At 57.0% G+C, this 18209-nt stretch carries 20 protein-coding genes; 3 read left to right on the top strand and 17 right to left on the bottom strand.

The features are described 5' to 3' along the window. The first annotated feature begins 61 nt into the window (after nt 1–61). From AC0V6V_RS07750 to AC0V6V_RS07740, 3 genes are all read left to right on the top strand, one after another. Nucleotides 62–475, top strand: coding sequence for a hypothetical protein (locus AC0V6V_RS07750; protein WP_486164842.1), 414 nt, complete (start codon nt 62–64; stop codon nt 473–475). 60 nt (nt 476–535) lie between these two features. After that, the gene (queC, locus tag AC0V6V_RS07745) at nt 536–1231 is read left to right on the top strand and encodes a 7-cyano-7-deazaguanine synthase QueC (protein WP_486164841.1); all 696 of its coding nucleotides are present in this window, start codon (nt 536–538) and stop codon (nt 1229–1231) included. Between the two features lie 74 nt (nt 1232–1305). Next, on the top strand, nt 1306–2871 hold the full coding sequence (locus AC0V6V_RS07740; RefSeq protein ID WP_486164840.1) for an MFS transporter: 1566 nt from the start codon (nt 1306–1308) through the stop codon (nt 2869–2871). A gap of 12 nt (nt 2872–2883) precedes the next feature. Here the strand turns inward: AC0V6V_RS07740 and AC0V6V_RS07735 are convergent, their stop codons facing one another. The 17 genes from AC0V6V_RS07735 to AC0V6V_RS07655 all read right to left on the bottom strand — a co-directional run bounded on the left by AC0V6V_RS07735 (nt 2884) and on the right by AC0V6V_RS07655 (nt 18206). Next, complete coding sequence (locus tag AC0V6V_RS07735) at nt 2884–3444, bottom strand: superoxide dismutase family protein (protein WP_486166278.1); 561 nt, start codon at nt 3442–3444, stop codon at nt 2884–2886. 85 nt (nt 3445–3529) lie between these two features. Next, nucleotides 3530–4657 carry an OmpA family protein gene (locus tag AC0V6V_RS07730; RefSeq protein ID WP_486164838.1) on the bottom strand — a complete coding sequence of 376 codons (1128 nt, stop codon included), beginning with the start codon at nt 4655–4657 and terminating at the stop codon, nt 3530–3532. A 187-nt stretch (nt 4658–4844) separates the two neighbouring features. Continuing rightward, nucleotides 4845–5294, bottom strand: coding sequence for a DUF2793 domain-containing protein (locus AC0V6V_RS07725; RefSeq protein WP_486164837.1), 450 nt, complete (start codon nt 5292–5294; stop codon nt 4845–4847). 18 nt (nt 5295–5312) lie between these two features. Further along, entirely contained in the window at nt 5313–7484 is a 2172-nt protein-coding gene (locus AC0V6V_RS07720) for a GTA baseplate fiber-binding domain-containing protein (RefSeq protein WP_486164836.1), read from the bottom strand. Between the two features lie 418 nt (nt 7485–7902). Further along, nucleotides 7903–8718, bottom strand: a complete 816-nt coding sequence (locus AC0V6V_RS07715) for a DUF2163 domain-containing protein (RefSeq protein WP_486166277.1) — start codon at nt 8716–8718, stop codon at nt 7903–7905. After that, a complete protein-coding gene (locus AC0V6V_RS07710; protein WP_486166276.1) occupies nt 8718–11042 on the bottom strand; it encodes a DUF2460 domain-containing protein in 2325 nt (774 codons plus the stop codon). Before AC0V6V_RS07710 ends, AC0V6V_RS07715 begins: the two co-directional genes overlap by 1 nt. A gap of 15 nt (nt 11043–11057) precedes the next feature. Continuing rightward, nucleotides 11058–11639 carry a tail tape measure protein gene (locus tag AC0V6V_RS07705; RefSeq protein WP_486164834.1) on the bottom strand — a complete coding sequence of 194 codons (582 nt, stop codon included), beginning with the start codon at nt 11637–11639 and terminating at the stop codon, nt 11058–11060. Continuing rightward, a complete protein-coding gene (locus AC0V6V_RS07700; protein ID WP_486164833.1) occupies nt 11629–11829 on the bottom strand; it encodes a phage tail assembly chaperone in 201 nt (66 codons plus the stop codon). Before AC0V6V_RS07700 ends, AC0V6V_RS07705 begins: the two co-directional genes overlap by 11 nt. After that, nucleotides 11826–12140: a gene transfer agent family protein gene (locus AC0V6V_RS07695; protein ID WP_486164832.1), complete on the bottom strand. Its 315-nt coding sequence runs from the start codon at nt 12138–12140 to the stop codon at nt 11826–11828. The genes AC0V6V_RS07700 and AC0V6V_RS07695 overlap by 4 nt, the downstream gene beginning before the upstream one ends. Next, nucleotides 12137–12544 carry a phage major tail protein, TP901-1 family gene (locus tag AC0V6V_RS07690; RefSeq protein WP_486164831.1) on the bottom strand — a complete coding sequence of 136 codons (408 nt, stop codon included), beginning with the start codon at nt 12542–12544 and terminating at the stop codon, nt 12137–12139. The genes AC0V6V_RS07695 and AC0V6V_RS07690 overlap by 4 nt, the downstream gene beginning before the upstream one ends. 5 nt (nt 12545–12549) lie before the next feature. Then, entirely contained in the window at nt 12550–12921 is a 372-nt protein-coding gene (locus tag AC0V6V_RS07685) for a DUF3168 domain-containing protein (protein ID WP_486164830.1), read from the bottom strand. A 195-nt stretch (nt 12922–13116) separates the two neighbouring features. Beyond that, complete coding sequence (locus AC0V6V_RS07680; RefSeq protein WP_486164829.1) at nt 13117–13662, bottom strand: head-tail connector protein; 546 nt, start codon at nt 13660–13662, stop codon at nt 13117–13119. Nucleotides 13663–13797: 135 nt separating this feature from the next. Then, nucleotides 13798–14946 (bottom strand): phage major capsid protein, encoded by a 1149-nt coding sequence (locus AC0V6V_RS07675; RefSeq protein ID WP_486164828.1) that lies wholly within the window; start codon nt 14944–14946, stop codon nt 13798–13800. An 83-nt stretch (nt 14947–15029) separates the two neighbouring features. Further along, entirely contained in the window at nt 15030–15434 is a 405-nt protein-coding gene (locus tag AC0V6V_RS07670) for an HK97 family phage prohead protease (protein WP_486164827.1), read from the bottom strand. Continuing rightward, on the bottom strand, nt 15431–15739 hold the full coding sequence (locus tag AC0V6V_RS07665; protein ID WP_486164826.1) for a DUF6127 family protein: 309 nt from the start codon (nt 15737–15739) through the stop codon (nt 15431–15433). The genes AC0V6V_RS07670 and AC0V6V_RS07665 overlap by 4 nt, the downstream gene beginning before the upstream one ends. Then, nucleotides 15736–16902: a phage portal protein gene (locus AC0V6V_RS07660; RefSeq protein ID WP_486164825.1), complete on the bottom strand. Its 1167-nt coding sequence runs from the start codon at nt 16900–16902 to the stop codon at nt 15736–15738. Before AC0V6V_RS07660 ends, AC0V6V_RS07665 begins: the two co-directional genes overlap by 4 nt. Before the next feature lie 17 nt (nt 16903–16919). Further along, nucleotides 16920–18206, bottom strand: a complete 1287-nt coding sequence (locus AC0V6V_RS07655; protein WP_486166063.1) for a DNA-packaging protein — start codon at nt 18204–18206, stop codon at nt 16920–16922. Nucleotides 18207–18209: the final 3 nt, after the last annotated feature.

The raw sequence follows: 18209 nt of genomic DNA, 5'->3' as shown, positions 1-18209 counted from the left end.
CTCATCGCGGGTTGTCCAATACGTACAACTCAGTGCAGCAAATATGTGGCGAGGTATGTTGATGAAAAAACGTAGCGCACCGATTGGTAAGCGAAAGCTGATGGCCTTGGGTCTGTTTGCTGTCGTCGGAGCCGTGCCTCTGGCTGCACAGTCCGACGGGCTTGCGATGCTGTCTGGGCTGGCAAAGGGCGAATGGACCGTGAAGCCGCGAGACGGCTCTCCATCGCGTAAGATTTGCGTGCGCAGCGGGCGAGAGCTCATCCAGCTTCGCCATACTCAAGACAATTGTAGCCGGTTCGTGGTAGAGGATGGGGCGTCTGAAGTGTCGGTCCAATACACCTGTCCGGGTGATGGATATGGGCGGACAAATATTCGCCGTGAAACGGCCTCTTTGGTGCAAGTCGAGAGCCAAGGGATTGTTGGTGGCTTGCCATTCCAGGTGACCGCGGAGGCCCGCCGCACAGGCACGTGCTGATTGCTTAGGAATTGGCTACGGTGGATTGCTTAATATTATAAGCTCGCTAATCCAGTGACAATGAGTTTCGAACAAGAACAAAAGAAGCCCACCGCCGTGGTCCTGTTATCAGGCGGGCTCGACTCAATGGTCTCAGCGGGAATTGCGATAGAGCGCGGCTTTGCCGTCCAAGCGCTCACGATCGACTATGGCCAGCGCCATCGCCGGGAATTGCAATCAGCCAAGGATATCGCCCAGAAACTGGGTCTTGAGCGACAGGTGCAAATGTCACTCGATCTGCGCTCATTTGGTGGATCGGCACTGACTGCAGATATCGACGTGCCCAAAACGGGTGTCGCGGATGATATTCCCGTCACCTATGTGCCTGCTCGCAATCTGGTGTTTCTCGCACTGACAATCGCATTCGCCGAAGCGGCGGGTGCGAAGGATGTTTTCATCGGAGTAAACGCGCTCGATTATTCTGGCTATCCGGATTGCCGTCCGGAATTCATCGCCAGCTTTGCTGAGACCGCTCGCCTTGGGACGAAGGCTGGTGTGGAAGGGTTTCCGTTCGAGATCCACGCGCCTCTTCAGCACATGACGAAAGCCGATATCGCTGGTGAATGCGCTCGCTTGGATCTCGACCCTGCCTGGAGCTGGTCTTGCTATGACCCCGCGCCCGATGGAGCGGCGTGTGGTGAGTGCGATTCATGCCGGCTCAGGCGCAAGGGTTTTGCCGAGGCGGATCTAACTGACAACACGCAATACGCAGCATAAGAAATGCCTGCTCCAACTGGGGAACTGAATTGAGCGACACCGAAAGTCAGCCAGCGGTCGATACCGACCAGCCGGTGCCCGCCTATTCCTGGTATGCACTGAGCGTCTTGGTGGTGGTCTATGTGCTCAACTTTATTGACCGGCAAATCTTATCGATCCTGGCCAACGACATCAAAGCGGACCTAGGCGTTGATGATGCCTATCTCGGCTTTTTGTACGGTACTGCGTTCGCGATCTTTTACGCGCTCTTCGGCATCCCGCTTGGGAAGTTAGCCGATAGTTGGAAGCGGGTGCGGCTTATGACCATTGGCCTCGCTCTTTGGTCGGCAATGACTGCGGTGTCAGGTTTTGCGCGAGATGCCGCGACGTTGACGGCCGCAAGAATTGGCGTTGGTGTTGGAGAGGCGACTGCAAGCCCCTCAGCATACTCACTTATTTCGGATTGGTTTCCGGCGAGACTGAGGGCAACCGCACTCGCGATATACAGTTCAGGAATTTATATCGGTGGGGGAATTTCGCTCGCGATTGGCGGGCTGGTTGTGGACCGCTGGAATGCAGCTTTTCCGCAGGGCGATCCTATACTCGGCCTAGCTGGCTGGCAGGCCGCTTTTATTGCCGTCGGGGTGCCTGGCTTGCTTCTAGCAATTTGGGTCGTGACACTAAAAGAGCCGGTTCGCGGAGCAATTGACGGTCTCGAGACGGCCGAGGACCCGCATCCCTTCAAGGGTTTCGTGCGGGAGCTCTACACGGTCATTCCAGGCTTTACCTTTTTCGGTGCTGCCGCACGGGGTGGAAAAGCTTTGGCGATCAACATCGCGGTTTTCATCGGCGCTCTTGCGGTGGCTTATGGTCTGACGAATATTCTAGGCTCGGGTCCTGGGTTCATCTTTGCGCCGATCACGGATCAATGGTTGTTGCTCGCGATCGGGTATTACGCAGTCTTTTGTTGGGCGAGCGCTCTTCGAGAGCGCGACTATCCCACATTCGCTCTGACTTGGGGATCTCCGGCCTTCCTATGCACGATCCTCGGGTACGGAACCGTAGCATTCATGGCCTACGCCGCTTCTTATTGGGGAGCGCCATATGCCGAAAGAACGTTCGACGTTTCGAAGGCTGAGCTCGGCTTTTGGCTTGGCGGGGGAGGCGCAGCCGGCGGATTTTTGGGCGTGATCGTCGGCGGTAGAATGGCAGATGCGTTGTTTACGCGTTTCTCATCCGGCAGGATTTGGGTGATTTTGTTTGGGCTTGTCAGTCCGATCCCATTTGCACTCGTTCAATATACAACCGACAGCTTCACGTTGTTTCTCATTTTGAACGTTATCACTAGTGCATTGGCCGCATCGGCACTCGGTGCGGCAGCGGCTAGCAGCCAGGCACTGGTCCTCCCTAGGATGCGGGGAACCGCGACTGCTACGTTCTTTTTGGCGACGACTCTGGTGGGCTTGGCCCTCGGTCCATACACCGCTGGCTATGTTTCAGCACAAGACGACGCCGGGTTGAGTGTGGGAGTGCTCTCAACGCTCTGGATTACGCCGGTTGGTCTGCTTTTGCTAATCACAGCTATTCGTCTGGTTCCGCGAGCGAATGCAACGGTGCTTGAGCGGGCTCAAGCTGCAGGGGAGCCAGCGCCCACCGGTTAACTTTCTTGGCCGTTATTGCTTGACGAGAACGCCGCAAGCGATGCGTGGTCCAGCTGCACCTGCAGGGTCGCTGACATAATCGTCTGGACCCGCATGAAGCATAACAGCCGTCCCGTCCTCGTCGAAGATGAGGGGCAGTAATTCATCGGCGGTTCCAGATAACTGAAACGATGTTTCGAGTGATGATTGCTCTTCAATGGCTAGGTTCGGCAGGTCGCCAAGATGTGCTCCATTCGCGCTTTGCGAGCCGTGGGTTTTCTCGAATGGATTAAGGTGGCCGCCTGCCGTTTTGAAATCGGGGCCATCGCAGACGCCCGTCGTGTGGAGGTGAAAAGCACGCTGGCCAGGCTCTAGATCCTCGATGGCTACTTCAACATACAGAGCGTCAGACTGTCTGATCAGTTGAACTGAGCCGATTTCGACATCGCTAGCGTCGAGGAGTGTGGCGGCCGCAACTTGCTCCGCTTGAGCATCTTTACTGGCTGGAGCGGTTTTTTCTCTCTCTGGACCAGAGCCACATGCGCTCAGCGCAAGGCATGAGGAAAGCAAGGTGGTTGGGATGAGACGAGGCATAACAGGTTCCAGACCAGAAATTTTGGCAAAAAAAGGGGTCGGACTGTGCCGACCCCTCTTCTCAATTTTTCAACGTTAGTCGTGATTACATTCCCGAACCGGGCCCGTAAGTCACTTCTACGCGGCGGTTTTGCAGTTCGCGAACACCGTCTGCGGTAGGTACGCGAGGCTGAGATTCGCCGAAGGCTTCACCAGTGATGCGGCCTTCTGGAACACCGCGGCCAGCAAGGTAACCACGAACCGAAGCGTTACGACGCTCAGCCAACGCCATGTTGTAAGTCACGCTGCCCGAACGGTCAGTGTGGCCTGCAAGCATAACATTCGCCGAACCACAATCTGCATAGGCGGTAACCGCACTATCCAAGATGGTCGCTGCCTCAGGTGTAATGACCGATTCGTCCCAATCGAAGAATACGATGTATGGGCCGGTGTTACACGGAGCCGCAGTTGGTGCTGGCGGTGCAGGTGGCGGCGGCGGCGGTGGTGCCGGAGGAGGAGGAGGTGGTGGTGGTGGTGGAGTTGGTGCCACGTCGCCGCCGAAGTTGTACGTAATCGAACCGAGGATCGAATGTGTACTTACGTCGGTCTCATATTGTGAACCAAGCGTGTCAACAATGTCGACCCCAACAGCGTTGAAGTAGCGATACTTCAAGCCCACATCCCACCTATCATTCAGTGGTGCGCGGACGCCGGCTAGAATCTGCCAAGCAAGCCCAGTGTCTGAGTCATTGAATGCGCCCGGGCCAGTCGATGTTATCGTCCCGTCTAGATCCACGCGAGCAACACCGACACCACCTCCGACAAAAGCCTGAACGCCGTCGTCATCGCCAAAATCGAGAAGGCCATTCAACATAAAGCTTAGCGCGTTCACTTCGCCAGATGCAGGGAAGTTTCCAGTCGTACGGATGTTGGTTGCGCTTGCTGAAGCTACTCCAACAGAACCAACCGTCAAATCTTCGAGATCTGCCGCACGATAGCTTGCTTCAGCTTCAAGCCGGAAAGCGCCGAAATCGTAGCCAACAGCTGCACCGAAATCATAACCAGAGTCGTAGTCAGTCCCTACCGCATCTGAAGTTCCATTTACGTCGAAATCGATATCTTCGACGAGCATGGCTCCACCATCGCCTTGGATGTACCACTGCCCATCACGAGCCGTAGCAGGCGCTGCGAGCGCCGTTGAAGCCATCGCCAATCCTATGACGAGTTTGCGCATTCCAATAATCCCCTTTTTAGCGTTATTTGGAGCAGCGCACTCTCTAACTTTTCCCTTTACCGGTGGCAAGCAATCAATCGATCAAACTGTTGCAATAAAGTCGCTATTGGCGAAGTTGGTCCCAAAAAAGGCAGGCTTCGTCATATCTTGTATCGGTTGCGTGCCGTGCAAGACCGCGGTTTTGGCCTCATGCAAGAATACCAACCACTTTTAAGGCATCGACGATCTCAGCGAGCATGATTCGAGCTTCTGCGTCTACAACGCTCCCATTTTCGGGGAGGAGTGGTTCGGTTGCGCTCGCCCAAAAAGACGAGAAGAACATGATTTGGTTTGTATCTTGATTGAACACCATCATGCCGGGCACTGCTGACGCAAAATGCCAAGAATTATTTATGAAAATAGCCAAATCATTATCTTGACCGCTCCATTCACCTGAACCAGCGCCGACCACATAAATGTCGCCTGCATTAGGGAGAGTTGGGGGCGTATCCTGAACGCCAAGGATTGTTTTCGCCAATAGACTATCAATTAAAGAAAACGCTTCGTTGACGAAGAACTCCTTTTGCGATTGACCTGCGAAAAGCAGTGGCAATGCGTGGTTTAACGTCGTTGCCGGAAAAGAAGCAGCTGTCGGCATGTTAGGACTCCATAAATTTTAGGAAAGTGTTGTCAGCTGGATTGCTGACGAGCTTGAAAACGTCCCGACTTGTTTGACCCAGAGTTCCTGCGGTCCAAAATTTGCGAGCAGATCGCTTCGTTCGGCTTCAGAAAAACTGATCTCGGCCTCAGTCGTTTCCCAAGAAAGAAACGGATCGTCAGTTGGGCCAAACCCAACAATATAGGCCTCTCGTTCTTCGACGAGTGCAGTGTCGACCAGATCCTTCCACAGCCACTGGCCGCGAGCGCGCCGTGTCCAACAAAAATACCAAGCCCCGTCAGCTAGTACGGATCGGCGAGGGTGGACAGGCGTCAATGGGCGTCTTGAAAGCCCCGAATTAGAAAGACCCGCAAATACGGGCTCGTCGTCACCTAAACCAATCGCAGCTACTCTAGTGCTGGCATTCGATGGGACTTCCGAAGGCTTAAGCGCGGTTAGCCGGTCATCAAGCAAAGCCACTGGAGTGCCGGACACATGACCATTCTGCGCAGCCGCCTCTGTCCCGCCCCTGCCTCGCAATAGCCCGGAGAGCATCCATCTTCCTGGGCTCACCGCATCGGCGGACAGGAATTGTACGACTTCCTCACCAACGAGAACGCGGTTCTCGCCAAGCGCTAACCCGGCAATTGTGGTTTCCGAGAAAGAGAGACCATCACTAGGAAGATCAATAAGCACTGATGAGCCGGCTTCGAAATGGGTTGCGTTGGATGGCGCGAGGTCTGCCGCAATGGTCCCCGAAACAGCACGCTGTGAACCTGTTGAACCGATTGGGACAAGACCTCCGGCGCGCTCAACGTACAAGGCGGCACCCTTCCAGCTTGAAGTTGCTGATGAGGCCGCTGCGAGTATCATTGGTTCGGAAGAAGAGCTCGTTCCATCGGAGGGCGTTTCAAACAGGCTCAGCAGCGTCGGGCCAACTAGTTCATCATCGGGTGTGTTCGCTGCGCCAGCATCTGACGAAACATTTCCAGTTAGTCCTGGCGCGAGTCTCTCCAACTTCAGTTCAATGCCGCGATCGAGCCATTCCCAACCTTTGACAAGCCAGCGCCCAGGCATATTGGGAATTTTCACAAGTGATCCTGGTTCGAGCGCAGGATCGAGTTCAGCCGTGTGCCAAGTAATCTGTTCGTGTTGCCATCTTAGCCGGTTAGCATTCTTATTCGCGAGTTCGCGCGCGCCGTTTGCTTGCAAGGTCGCTGGAATGTCGATCATTGCCTCGCGGCCATTCGGTCTTGAGCCTATCGCTCGCTGGACACCGGGCTGGTAATCGCGGTTTTCGTCATAATAGCGCAGCGCAAACGGTTCTTGCTCAAACCTCTCGGCTCTTCGCCTGTTTCGCTGCTCTTCTTTGCCATGGCTTACTTCTGCAGGAAGGGCGAGAATCGCCGGTTCGGAATTGCCCACTTGGGCAAGGCTCAATCCGCTGTCCTTCGTTACGCAAGAAAGCGGGAAAATCCGGTTCAGCGCCGATAGAGATGATGCCAACGGTCCACCTTCATCAGCAAAACCCCGCAAATGATGCAGGGTTTGAGTTGGTCCGCCAGAGATCGCCTGAGGGACAATGTCGTTAAGTGCAACGGACGTAGGGCTCTCCGCCATGATCTCAAAAGTGAGCGCCGGAATACGATTGCCAAAGTCAGTCAATTGTAGGTCTTCAAAAACGACGTAAGCGCAGTCTCGAAAAGCCGGGGCAGAACCGCCCTTGTCAGCCGCAATGATCGGGTCGACAGGATCATCCCCGTGGCCATCATAGAACCTGAGATTGCCCTCAGTTTTCAAGTCCCCGGATGCGCCCCTAAGTAACTCACCATCTGCCCAGATCCGTCCAAGTGAGGAAACCGGCAAGCTACTCAGGGCGACCGCAAACGAGGCAGAATAGCTATAGGTTTTGGTTGAAGGCCGGCCTTTGCCTCCTCCGCTTTTCTCAGAACTTTCGATCAAGTCGGTGGACCAAATCACCGTTCCGGGCACTCGCATGCGCCCGAAGACCCGAGCAATTGGCTGTCCATAGCTTGAGGTGGTCACTGAGAGTTCTTTGAGACGAGGTCCCTCGATTGTTCCAGAACCAAATATTGCTTGGTCGGCTTGCTGACCGATCAGAGCGCCTATTGCGCCTCCAACCGGACCACCAATAGCCGTTCCCACTGCTGTGAGCAGAAGCGTTGCCATCAGGTTTTTCCTTGGGTTTCAGATTCAAGTCGCCAGTGCTTGACGAGCGAAACACTCTCTGGTGCGGGTTCGCGAATTACGCGCTGGAGGCCGATGTGAGCATGAATGAAGCTTGCTGAATGCTCAGCAATCATAATGTGGAACTGACCAGGAGACGGGCTGACAAGAAGGACATCGCCCGTTTCGATCGCGCTGCAGGTCTCGCTGAACCCCGATAAGGATGCGCAGGCAAGCCATGGATCAACATTCTCATTGCGCAGCTTGTATCCGACCGGGAGCTGGTGTCTCAAACCGGCCTTTCGCAAGCTGCAGGCCAATAGACCAATGCAGTCTAATCCGCTTGTCGGGTCACGTCCGTGAAGCCTAAAGGGCGCGCCTACGAAAGATGCAGCTGCTTCAGCAAGCAGGCGCGCACTTGTCATTCTGCTGGTCTGCCATAGCGCGACAAGAGATCGTTGCCCGGCAGAAAGGGTTCACCGCGAAAATTAGCGGCATTGTTAAAGCGCCCGGCGCATGTTGCCAAAGTGTGGTCGCACCCCTCCAGTAATTCTGCGCGTGTTCCCATTTGAGTGCCCTCGGAAAGGGCACGATCCAGGATGAGGCCTTGCGGATCCGCGCTTACAATTCCGAAGGTTAGTCCGGTTTGAGGCCCAGCCAAGAACCGTAGCTTTCCATTTATGTAGAGATCGTAGGAAAGACCGGCGAAGGACACGCGATTGGCGTCAAAGTCGATTTGCGAGACTTCTTGGACGCTGGTTAGTCCGAACGCAGACAAGGTGCATCCAGGACCGCAGAATTCCGCGCGGCACGTGGGGCTCGTGCGCGGCACTAAATCCTCTTGAAGCGAGGCTTTTGCGGAGCGGAGTTCTGCCACGAACTCGCGTTGGTTGTCATCGATACGCCCAAGCCGACCGGAATAGAGCGTGCTGTGTTCCAGACTTTCCCAATCGACGACACCGATCTCAATTGCGGCAGCATCAAATAGGCCAGCGGCCAAATCCTCTGTTGTGATGCTGTCGTGGCTGAGCGCGCCTTCGACCTCAGCGCTATCATCGTTCAATTCTGTTGTTCGCCGGATAGCCGCGGGCACCATCCCCGGGGCGGATTTGTGACAGATCCCGTCTAGGTACAGGTCGCGATCATGGCTTGTGAAACCGAGCGTAACGCCGTCGCGCCGAAAAACGCGCCAATATGTTGCGACATTGTCGAGCTCTCTGTCGAAGAACACCCGCATCAGTCAGCCTCGCGAATTTCGATTAACGCAATGCTTGGCGCTTCACCCGCTTCAAAACTGACGCCTGAGACATCGATGCGATCCTCCGCGAATCTCACCGGAACGTCGAACAAGAAACCCGCGCGCACTTCCGCGCCATTCTCTGGTGCTGCTGAGAATTGGATCACGCCTTTGCTTGAGACAGTCCAATCGCTCCGCTCGATACCGTCGACGCTGATCAATATGCTATCGATTCTAGGGCGGGTGATGGGGCGTTCTTGCGGGTCTTCGGTCGGTCCGTAAGACTTTATGAGCCGGAAATCGGCTTTCAATCCGTCACCGGTACCGATGAGCTGATCAGACGCGGTTGGTGTGCCGGTCATACCGTTGGAACTGTGGTCGAAAGGGTCGCTGATCCGAAATCCGCGCGCCGCGCCGCGCCGCGCACGGAAAAAAGCGATGAGCTCAGCGAGTTCGCTCTCCGATCGAACCCCTGGGCCAACATCGAAATGCATGCGAGCGTCAGACCATAGCGCGTTGCGTCGTTCATAGCCGGATGTGGTCACTGCAACTGACGTGGAGAACTCCGGTGCAACGGCGGTGTCACGGCCAAGCGCGAAGGGATAAAGCACATCATCGAAAGCTTGCATGGTATCCTCGTCATTGTTGGGAAGGCGGGTGTATCCATCACGCGCAACCTGAGGGAGCGCCCAAACAAAGCGGCGCTCAACGCCCCTTTCTCGCGCCTCATCAAGGCCTGCATCGATTGGCGGCCACAATTGCTCGGCATCGACAGCGTTCAACACGAAGCCCGATAGATAGTCTTGCTCTGCCAAGGGGTAGCCAAGTCTGGCATCGACGAAGGCGTAGGCCTGCCGGCGCGCTGCATCGGCGCCGTCGGTTAGCCAGTCATAGTCCTCCAGCTGTAGACGGTCGAAGGCTGGCCTAGCCCAACCCAACGGCAGGTTGGCCCGATAAAGCTCAGGTGTGTCTGACCTCAGAATTGTCGGCGTGAAGGCAAGCAGCAATATCTCGGCTGGACCGCTTGCTGCCTCACGAACCGCTTGGCCAAGATCGGCTGTCGACTGCGCCAATGCAGCGCCAGCTTGGTCGAGCAAGGTGAGCTGACTTGCGTCAAGCGTGGCGGTAACGTCATTGATTGCGGGTGGATCGCCGCCGAACGCTGCCTTTGCCGCATCATCATAGAGGCAGATCTCATCCGCCGGTGTGACCCACCACCAAGGTTCACCTATTTGAAAGCGCACTGGCAGCTGTGCGTCTTCCATGAACTGCACAAACTGTGCGGCGCAGGCCTGCAACCACGCCATGGCTTCATCATTGGCAGGTGACAGAAGCGTTGAAGGCGGGACCCAACCGGTAAGAGCCTGCGTGCCGCTGGCGGTTCGCTGTTTCCAAGAATCAGGGCAATAGGCGTCGAACAATTCGTATGAGAGCGAGGCGATCGCCTCAAATTCATTCTCTTTGCAGGCAGCAAAAAATGCCCGGTGCCAGATGTCCGCAGGTGTGCAAAGCGCCCCGCTTTCGATCACATGTAGTTCGCCTGGCCCAGCCTGCTGGAGCCGCATGAAATGGCTCATGCCCACATAATGAAGGATCTCATCGCGGTAGCCCAAGCCAACAATGTTGCGGAGCAACCGCGCGGGCGTCTGATTATAGGCATCGTCATAGGCCGTTGCCATCCGCTCTTGATGCGGCGGCATCCGGACATCACCCAATTCTAGCATCGCGTGTTTGCCATCACATTTGATGGATGAAACAATCACATGGCCGTTGAGGCGTGATGATAAGGGTTCTGTGCCGCCAGCAGCAAAGTCAGGCGCGACGATCGAAATGAACATTCGGTCGATGTCCGTTGGATGGACGGGTTCGCCAGGTAAAGCCCAGCCACTTCCCAATTTTGAGAAGGGCAAAGTGATGATCGCATCGGTTGGCGTGCCTACGGCATAGTTCCACAGCCGAACATACCATGCTCGCGCATTGCCTTCCGCATCACGCCCCTCGATCGTGAGGGTTGGCCCGTTTACCTGATCAAGCGTCGCGACGCCGTCCGATTGCCAGCGGAATGTGAGCTCAGTATGCGAGTAGTCTCGGCTCGTTTCATAGGCGAGCAAAGGGTGATCGAGACTGTCCGCGCTGTCCCAGATTAGACCGACAAGCTCTCCCTTGTGGTGCAGCTCCACATCAACTCGTAGCCTATCTGATCCTGTCGTGATGACAGAGGCCATGGCTGGTCTCGGGAAATCGATTGTCCAGAACCGTGGGTCAAACCTCTGCAGATAACGTGCTTCTTGGGCGCGGCGTTCGCGCGCTAGCCAAAATGCCATGATAGTCCCCTTTGACTAAGCCTGTTGGAGGGCGCGGCGAACGGCGCTTGCGACCTGGCGAGAAGAGCGCTTCATCGCGGTTGGCGCAGAGGTTCCCCGCGGCGAGGCAACTTGAATTGCCACTCGAACGTCCCGTGACGGCCCACCCAGAGTGCCATTGGGTTCAACCCGCCCGGCGCTAGTTGGGACAAAGACTTCGGGGCCTCGTTCGCCGACCAAATAGCTGCTGCCTGGACCAACTGGGCCGCCTGTCGCTCTGCCGGGCAGTCCCAGCAATCCACCGAGCGATTGCGTGATCAAGCCGCCAAGGCCGGAGGATGATCCTGCAGCGCCTCCAAACAATGAGCCAATTCCTGCATTGATGGCATGCGCTGCGATCTGGTCGAGCGCCTGAAAGGCGGTCTTTTTGAGATCATCGAAACCTAAGCTGCCATTCCTCAAGGCCGATGCCAGCCCTCGCTCCAGAATGCTTCCCGCTTTTTCAAAGCCGTCGAGCAATGATGTGTCGAGCGCGCTGCGCATAGTCTGCAGATCATTGGAAAAGCCATCGGTCGTGGCTCGCACATCGATGACCAGCTCTTCTATGTTATTTTCCATCGCTGTCGTGTTCCATCATTTGCGCGATCGCTTCGCGCGAGAGAGGTGAGGCTGTCTCAGATTCTGGCGTGTGCAGGGCCATTGCCAACTCCGCCGGGGTCGCGCCCCAGAATTGAGACGGGGACCAATGCAGAATGCGAGCGGCAAACCCGCAGAAGTCGGGGACACTGTCGCTGAACGAAGGTGTCACTTCTGACCCTTGAGAACCTGCGCCAAGATCACGCGGATCGGTTTCGATGCTTCCAGTAGCCCCATGGCCAAGACGGTGCTGCCAACCTGGGTTCGGTCAGGACGATTGTCGGTGGGCAAACAATGCCACAGCAGCCCGGTGATTTCGGCAATGGTCAGCGAGCCTGACGAGGCCCGTTCGACCAGAGCAAAGAGTGATCCCAACTCTTCCTCTGCCGCGACGAGTGCCTCGAAGCTGGGCCGCACGATGTAGCATTGGCCAGCGATTACTAGCTCAGCCTCGCCCCGCATTGGGTTCGCGGCATTGGTCATGCAGGTACGACCGGACCTGAGCTTTCCAGCTGTAGAGTGTAGTTACGCTCGCCATTGAAATCGCCGGAATAGTCCAGTCGTTGCACCAGAAAACGACCATGCAGTTTTTCGCCGTCTTCAAATGACAATTCATAGTCATCAATAGTGCCAGCCAAGGCATGGGCGCGGATCGATGCCTCTGCGGAACTGCCGAGGAAAATTCCGGCAGCGCTCACGGATACCGAGCGATTGCCAGCACCGGACAACAGGTCCCGCCAGCCGCCGGACTCTTTGTGGGTGACGACGACCGTATCACCGTTGATCGACATTTGGGTGGTGCGCAGTCCAGCGACTGTTTCATAGGCGAGCGGGGCGCCGCCATCGCCAATTTTGAGCAGGAAGGCAGAGCCAGTTTGTGCAGGCATAGGGCTTACTCCGTAATGGGTTCGAGAAGTCGGAAACGAAATTCGAGCAACGCGCCGCGCAAATTGTTCGGGCGGCGCTCGCTGCGTGCGCGCAGGAATTGCGATGACACCAGATGGAAGTCGGCTTGCTCTCGCGGGAACGCGGCGATGCGGCTTTCAATGGCCTCGACGAAATCCGCATCGGCCGCCGGTTCATCGGCGCGGCTTTCAAGTTCAAGCGCGATGCGGATCTCACGCCCCCGCCGGTCTTTGACGCTCCAGTCGGCCGAGCCACTGGCTGCAATACCGAGCCAGGGCGGGCTTGCGGAAAGAGGGCTTTCCTCTTCGATTGCATTAATACCCTGCAATTGAGGATCGGTTCTGAGCCAATCGATCAACGCTGCGCGCAGCAGATTTTCCATAGGTTTAAACCACCGTAAATTGAGGCCAGAGCGTGCGGGCGCTGCGGCAGACGTGATGGCGAGCTTTGCTTTGCTCATGGCGAAATGTAGCGCGCTGTTCGGCGATGCTCTTGGCTTTAAGAGTGAGGCGCTGCACCAGATCAGCGCTCGCGCTACCTACACGTTGGGCTGTCATGTCAGGCCCACTGTGCGCCATGGGTGCCAGAGTGCGCTGACGCTGGCTGGCGGTGCGATCGCTTCTTCACGATCGCGGTCGCGGTAATAATAGGCGGCCAGCCGAATGACCCCGTGGCGCAGCGGCTTTGGCAGCTCTTCCCAATCGGCAGCCATGCCGGCGACCGTCTGTACTATGACGGCTCGTGCATCAGCAGATGATATGAGCGTGAAACAGGCGCGTCCGGCGCTATCAATCTCGATCTCGAAATCATCGTCTGCAAGCGTGCTGCGTATGCCATTTTGGGCGAGAAGTTCTGCCGATATCAAGCTTTGAACGGGACGAGATGGCAAGTGGTAACGCCCTGAAATAGGCGGCAAGCTTTCTTCCAGAGCGACTTCCAGCGGCACTTGGCCAATCACGGCCTCACACATGGAAAGGCTAGTCGCAAGCAGCTCGACCAACACATCATCTTCATTGGATCGAGTGATCCCGAGCCAGGTCTTCAACTCATCAAGCGGTGCGCCATTGAGGTCGGCCGCAATCACAATAGTCCGCCGCATTGCGGTCTCCCAGAAACAGATTTCAATAAGGGTGCACCCGCGCCGCTTCAGCAGGCGGGAGGGTGGCCTGGAGCGGCGCGGGTGCGGGGTGCCGGCTAGGGAGAAAGGGGCTAACTCAACCTAGCCGGGAGCCGATCAGGCCTCGACCTTGAGGAGTTTGATCGCATTGCTGTCGAGCACTTTGCCGCCGACCCGTTTGGTGGCGTAGAAATGCACGAACGGCTTGTTGGTGAACGGATCACGCAGCACTTGCGTCGCGCTGCGCTCAGCAATCAAATAGCCATGGCGGAAGTTGCCGAACGCGATTGGATAGGTGCCTGAGGCGATGTCGGGCATGTCTTCGGCTTCGACCACAGGATAGCCTAGCAGGCGATCCGGTTGGCCCTCGACCATACCAGGTTGCCAGAGAAACGCGCCATCAGCGGTCTTTAGCTTGCGGACTTCAGCCAATGTGGCCGAATTCATCACAAAGCTGGCGCCTTGCCGGTGACCTGATTTCATCGTGTGAATGAGATCGATCAGCTTGGCATCGGGCGCGCCATCAAAGCCGTTCGCATCGCCGGAGCCGACATATTGCAAAGTGCCGAATGCACGCACCCCATCTTCGCCAGTGCCCATGGGAGCGCTGAGGAAGCCTTCAGGCTGGTCAGAGCCCGTGCCAGAAACGAACGCTGCACCCTCTGCGCGGGCAAATTCGTTTGCGATCTCGCTAGCGAGCCATGCTTCAAGGTTGAATCCGGCATCGTCCAGCATTGCTTGGCTGGCGGCTGGATTGGCATAGAGGTCGCCAGTTGGCGGCGCGATTTCGGCAAATTCTGGCGCGTCGGTTTCCGGGCGCGTTGATGTCTCACTGACCCAGCCCGACGCGGTACCGCCAGTTGAGACGAGCTTGCGATAGCCAGCGCTGCCAGTTTGCACGACTTGGGCGATGGAGCGGATCGGGCTGATTTCAGCAAGCTCGGTAGAGATCAGAGCATCGATTTCTCGTGGCACTACATACCCACCATCGGTAGGGACTGAGCCGCTGATCGACTTGATTTCGCTCTCTTTGCCGCGGCGCAAGTAGCCATCGACAAAGCCCTTGACTTCGTTTGATGTGTTGGCGCCGCCAATTGATGGCCGACCAGCTGCGCGGGAGACCTTATCAAGCCGCGCTTTCACTTCGTCGACATCGCTGCGCAGGCCAACAATATCGGCTTCAGCCTGATCTTGCCGAGCGACAATATCGAAGCTCTCTTCCAGCTGATCATTGGGGGTAACATTAGGGACGGGAGTGCTTTCCATGGGGCATGCAACCTTTCTGTTGGGCATAAAAAAGGCCGCCCCGTTGGCGGCCAGTTGGGAAATTTGAAAATGCGCGGTGATTGTCAGGTGACGAGATGCACTCGCGCACCGTGTTGCAGGGGATGAGACACGAGGCTGACCTCGAAGAGATCGATGGCGAGCAATTCGCGGCCCCTATCGGTTTTGCGATATTGGCGAGCGCGATAGCCAAAGCTGAGCCCATCGACCTCACCTTGCTTGAGCATTGCGGCACCGCGCGCATCCTGCTTGTCGATCCGGGCGATAATGCGCAGCCCTTTGGCATCCTCTGAGATATCCTCGATGACACCGAGAGGCTGGTCGGGCCTATGCTGCCACAGCAGCGGCAAAGGTTCGTCCTGTGCTGTCAGCGTATCAAGAAATGCGCCAGGCCTGACCGTGTCCTGCGCCGCATCAGCGATGTTAAACAGGCTGGCATAGCCGGCGAAACGGATTGGCTCGGCGCTCATTTCAACAGCTCCCAACCGCCCAATCGGACAGCGATACCGATCAGGACCAAGGCAAGCAGGGCCCGTATCGCCCAGCCTACAAATGCTTTCCAAGCGCTTGTCTTGGCATCGCGCCAAGCCTGCAGCAGCTCGCGCAGTTCATCCAAATCGACTTGAGCGCCCGCATCACCTAACCCCAATCGGGCTAGGACTTTTTCCGCCGCCAGTTCGCTCGATTCCTCGATCATGGCTCGCAGTGTCGCGATGTCTGCGCCATTTTCAGAGGCCTGGACCATTAAGCTGGCCAGCATTTCTTCGCGGCTCATGGCGTTTCCCCGTCAGCTTCCTCTGGGGGCAGTCCGAGCATCTCTCGCTTTTCGGCGCGGGATAGGAATTCAGCGTCAGAAACCTGCTTCCACAGCCGTTCGCGGTCTTCTGAAAGCGCTGGTACGCGGTCCATATCGACGCGCAGCTCCCCCTCCGGGAACCACGGCGCCAAGCCTTCGTGCAAAGCGCCAAAGAGCTTATCAGCGAGCGGCAGTAAGGTCAGTCGCCACAGCGCTCGATTGGCTTCGCGATAATTGGAATAGGTATTGTCCCCCGGCAGGCCCAGCAGCATCGGCGGGACACCAAATGCGAGCGCGATGTCTCGTGCAGCCGCGCTTTTGAGGGTCGCAAAGTCCATGTCCGCGGGAGACAACGCCATGCTTTGCCATTTGAGCCCGCCATCGAGCAGCATAGGGCGGCCTGCGTTGCTGTGGCCAGAAAAGGCGCTGGCGAGTTCAGACTTAAGCCGGTCGAATTGATCTGTGGTCAGGCCCACCCCATCGCCTGTGTCATAGACAAGAGCGCCAGATGGCCTTGCAGCGTTCTCCAATAAAGTACGGTTCCAATTTGCCGCCGCATTGTGAATGGCAATTGCCTCATGGGCCGCCGCCAGAGCGCCCGCGCCATAGTGATCCTCGACCGGATGCATGGCCTTGATATGGATCATGTTGGCCCAGCCGCTTTCATCCTCCAGCGGGATCGTAATTGGCTGGTCGGAAGGGCGATATTCAAACGCACACGGCCATCCATCAGAGCCGGCAACAATCTTTACTCGGTCTGGACGCAAGGCGAACAATTCGACGACCTGCCCGGATGCATCTTTGATGATTTGGATAAAGCCATTGCCGTGCAGCACAACATGCGCTGCAATCGTCTCGATCAAGGACTGTCCTGCGCTGGTCGATTGCACCAGAGCCTTTAAAGCATCGTCATTGCAGGTCAGCGGTGATTGGCCGACGCCTTCCGCGACAATGCGGACGGCGCGTTGAGCAATCGGATTGCTCAAAAAGCCGTCGCGGATCGCCTTGTGATATTCGTAGTTTCGGGTGCCATCCGCTGCATTAAAAGCTGGCGCCCAGGTTGGGATGAAGCTTGGTGCAAGAGGCACACGAGCTTCCTCGCCGCCTTTAAAAGCAGCGGCGATTGTTTCGAGCAATGCCATGAGTTTTCCTTCTGCAGTCAGATTGGCAGCACGCGTGGCCGATGAGATGGGCCGAGCATTAGTTCTGTGAGCGCCCAGACCAGCGCATCGGCGCGGTCGGGGCTGCGGCCTGGTCCGGCGTATTCCCCGCCGGTCTTAAGGCCGCATATTTGGTCTTCGAGCTGCGGGAATAATCCGCAATGTCTCACCCGCCCGGTCTCGTAGAGTGCCGCAACGGGTTCAGCACGGGCGACTTTGCCGCGGCTGGCGTGGACCAATTTTATCGGCAGTGTGTTGTTGGCGGCGCGCAGCACGCTGGAAACCATCGCGCCGCCTTGATTGGCCTCTGCGACCACACGGTCGGCATTCCATTCCTCTGCGGCCGCGGCAACGCGCCGGGCCCATTGTTCAGGGCTGGCCTGTTCGATTGTGCAATCCGCCAGCACACGCCCAATTTGATCTTGCCCCAGAGCGGCAACAATAATTCCGCAGGCATCACCATTGGCCGAGGCGGGCGGATCAACCGCCACCACCACCCTCGCATCATCAGGTCTCTCGCCCGTTTCCCGGGCATGTTCGACCATCGACCGTGTCCACAGCGCACCCTCGATATCTGTCAGGATCTCGCCATCAATTTCCTGCCGGGCCTGCTGGCTGCCCGCGAACTCCCCCTCAATCGCGGTAAGAAAACGCTGCGGCAGATTGATCGAATTGTCATAGGTCGAACCGCGCGTGACAGCAGCTTCGCCGCTTTCTTCTTGTTCCAAAATTCGCGCGATCAATGGCACGCTGCGCGGCGTTGTGGTCACTGCAATCCGTGGGTCGCTGCCAAGTCTGAGACCCATCAGGAGATTGTCCCAGCACCGCGTTGCTCGCTCATGAGCAAGCGGCCATTTGCAGACTTCGTCACACCAAGCATGGGTGTGCTGAGGACCTCTTAGTAATTCCGGTTCCGCGGCAGAGAACAGCTGCGCTTGCGCTCCGTTGGGAAAGCGCAGCCGCCTTAGTGACGGTTCAAAAACGGGCCTGCGCTCTGGCGGGCAGCATGCGATAATTCCGCTTTCTCCCTCAACCATAACAGAGCGCGCTTCGGCCAGCGAAGACGAGACCAATGCGATCCGCGCCTGAGGATTGCCTTCAGCAACTGATCGCACCCATTCGGAGCCAGCGCGGGTCTTGCCAAAACCTCTTCCAGCCAGGATCAGCCAGATGCGCCAGTCACCTTCGGGTGGCAATTGTGCAAGCCGCGCAAAAAAACCCCAGTGATAGGCAAATTCCGCGCGTTCTTGAGCGTTGAGTACGCGGCTCAATTCTTCGCGGAGCATGGC

It is taken from the genome of Erythrobacter sp. S249, from assembly GCF_057364975.1.
The sequence above is the reverse complement of the archived record's forward strand: the minus strand, read 5'-3'. Positions and strand labels throughout refer to the sequence as shown.

Coding starts and splice junctions, on each gene's coding strand:
- queC (WP_486164841.1), top strand. CDS start 536: ATGAGTTTCGAACAAGAACAAAAGAAGCCCACCGCCGTGGTCCTGTTA.
- AC0V6V_RS07750 (WP_486164842.1), top strand. CDS start 62: ATGAAAAAACGTAGCGCACCGATTGGTAAGCGAAAGCTGATGGCCTTG.
- AC0V6V_RS07730 (WP_486164838.1), bottom strand. CDS start 4,657: ATGCGCAAACTCGTCATAGGATTGGCGATGGCTTCAACGGCGCTCGCA.
- AC0V6V_RS07735 (WP_486166278.1), bottom strand. CDS start 3,444: ATGCCTCGTCTCATCCCAACCACCTTGCTTTCCTCATGCCTTGCGCTG.
- AC0V6V_RS07660 (WP_486164825.1), bottom strand. CDS start 16,902: ATGGCATTGCTCGAAACAATCGCCGCTGCTTTTAAAGGCGGCGAGGAA.
- AC0V6V_RS07715 (WP_486166277.1), bottom strand. CDS start 8,718: ATGCGGGTGTTCTTCGACAGAGAGCTCGACAATGTCGCAACATATTGG.
- AC0V6V_RS07705 (WP_486164834.1), bottom strand. CDS start 11,639: ATGGAAAATAACATAGAAGAGCTGGTCATCGATGTGCGAGCCACGACC.
- AC0V6V_RS07710 (WP_486166276.1), bottom strand. CDS start 11,042: ATGGCATTTTGGCTAGCGCGCGAACGCCGCGCCCAAGAAGCACGTTAT.
- AC0V6V_RS07725 (WP_486164837.1), bottom strand. CDS start 5,294: ATGCCGACAGCTGCTTCTTTTCCGGCAACGACGTTAAACCACGCATTG.
- AC0V6V_RS07655 (WP_486166063.1), bottom strand. CDS start 18,206: ATGCTCCGCGAAGAATTGAGCCGCGTACTCAACGCTCAAGAACGCGCG.
- AC0V6V_RS07680 (WP_486164829.1), bottom strand. CDS start 13,662: ATGCGGCGGACTATTGTGATTGCGGCCGACCTCAATGGCGCACCGCTT.
- AC0V6V_RS07695 (WP_486164832.1), bottom strand. CDS start 12,140: ATGACCAATGCCGCGAACCCAATGCGGGGCGAGGCTGAGCTAGTAATC.
- AC0V6V_RS07665 (WP_486164826.1), bottom strand. CDS start 15,739: ATGAGCCGCGAAGAAATGCTGGCCAGCTTAATGGTCCAGGCCTCTGAA.
- AC0V6V_RS07670 (WP_486164827.1), bottom strand. CDS start 15,434: ATGAGCGCCGAGCCAATCCGTTTCGCCGGCTATGCCAGCCTGTTTAAC.
- AC0V6V_RS07720 (WP_486164836.1), bottom strand. CDS start 7,484: ATGGCAACGCTTCTGCTCACAGCAGTGGGAACGGCTATTGGTGGTCCG.
- AC0V6V_RS07675 (WP_486164828.1), bottom strand. CDS start 14,946: ATGGAAAGCACTCCCGTCCCTAATGTTACCCCCAATGATCAGCTGGAA.
- AC0V6V_RS07690 (WP_486164831.1), bottom strand. CDS start 12,544: ATGCCTGCACAAACTGGCTCTGCCTTCCTGCTCAAAATTGGCGATGGC.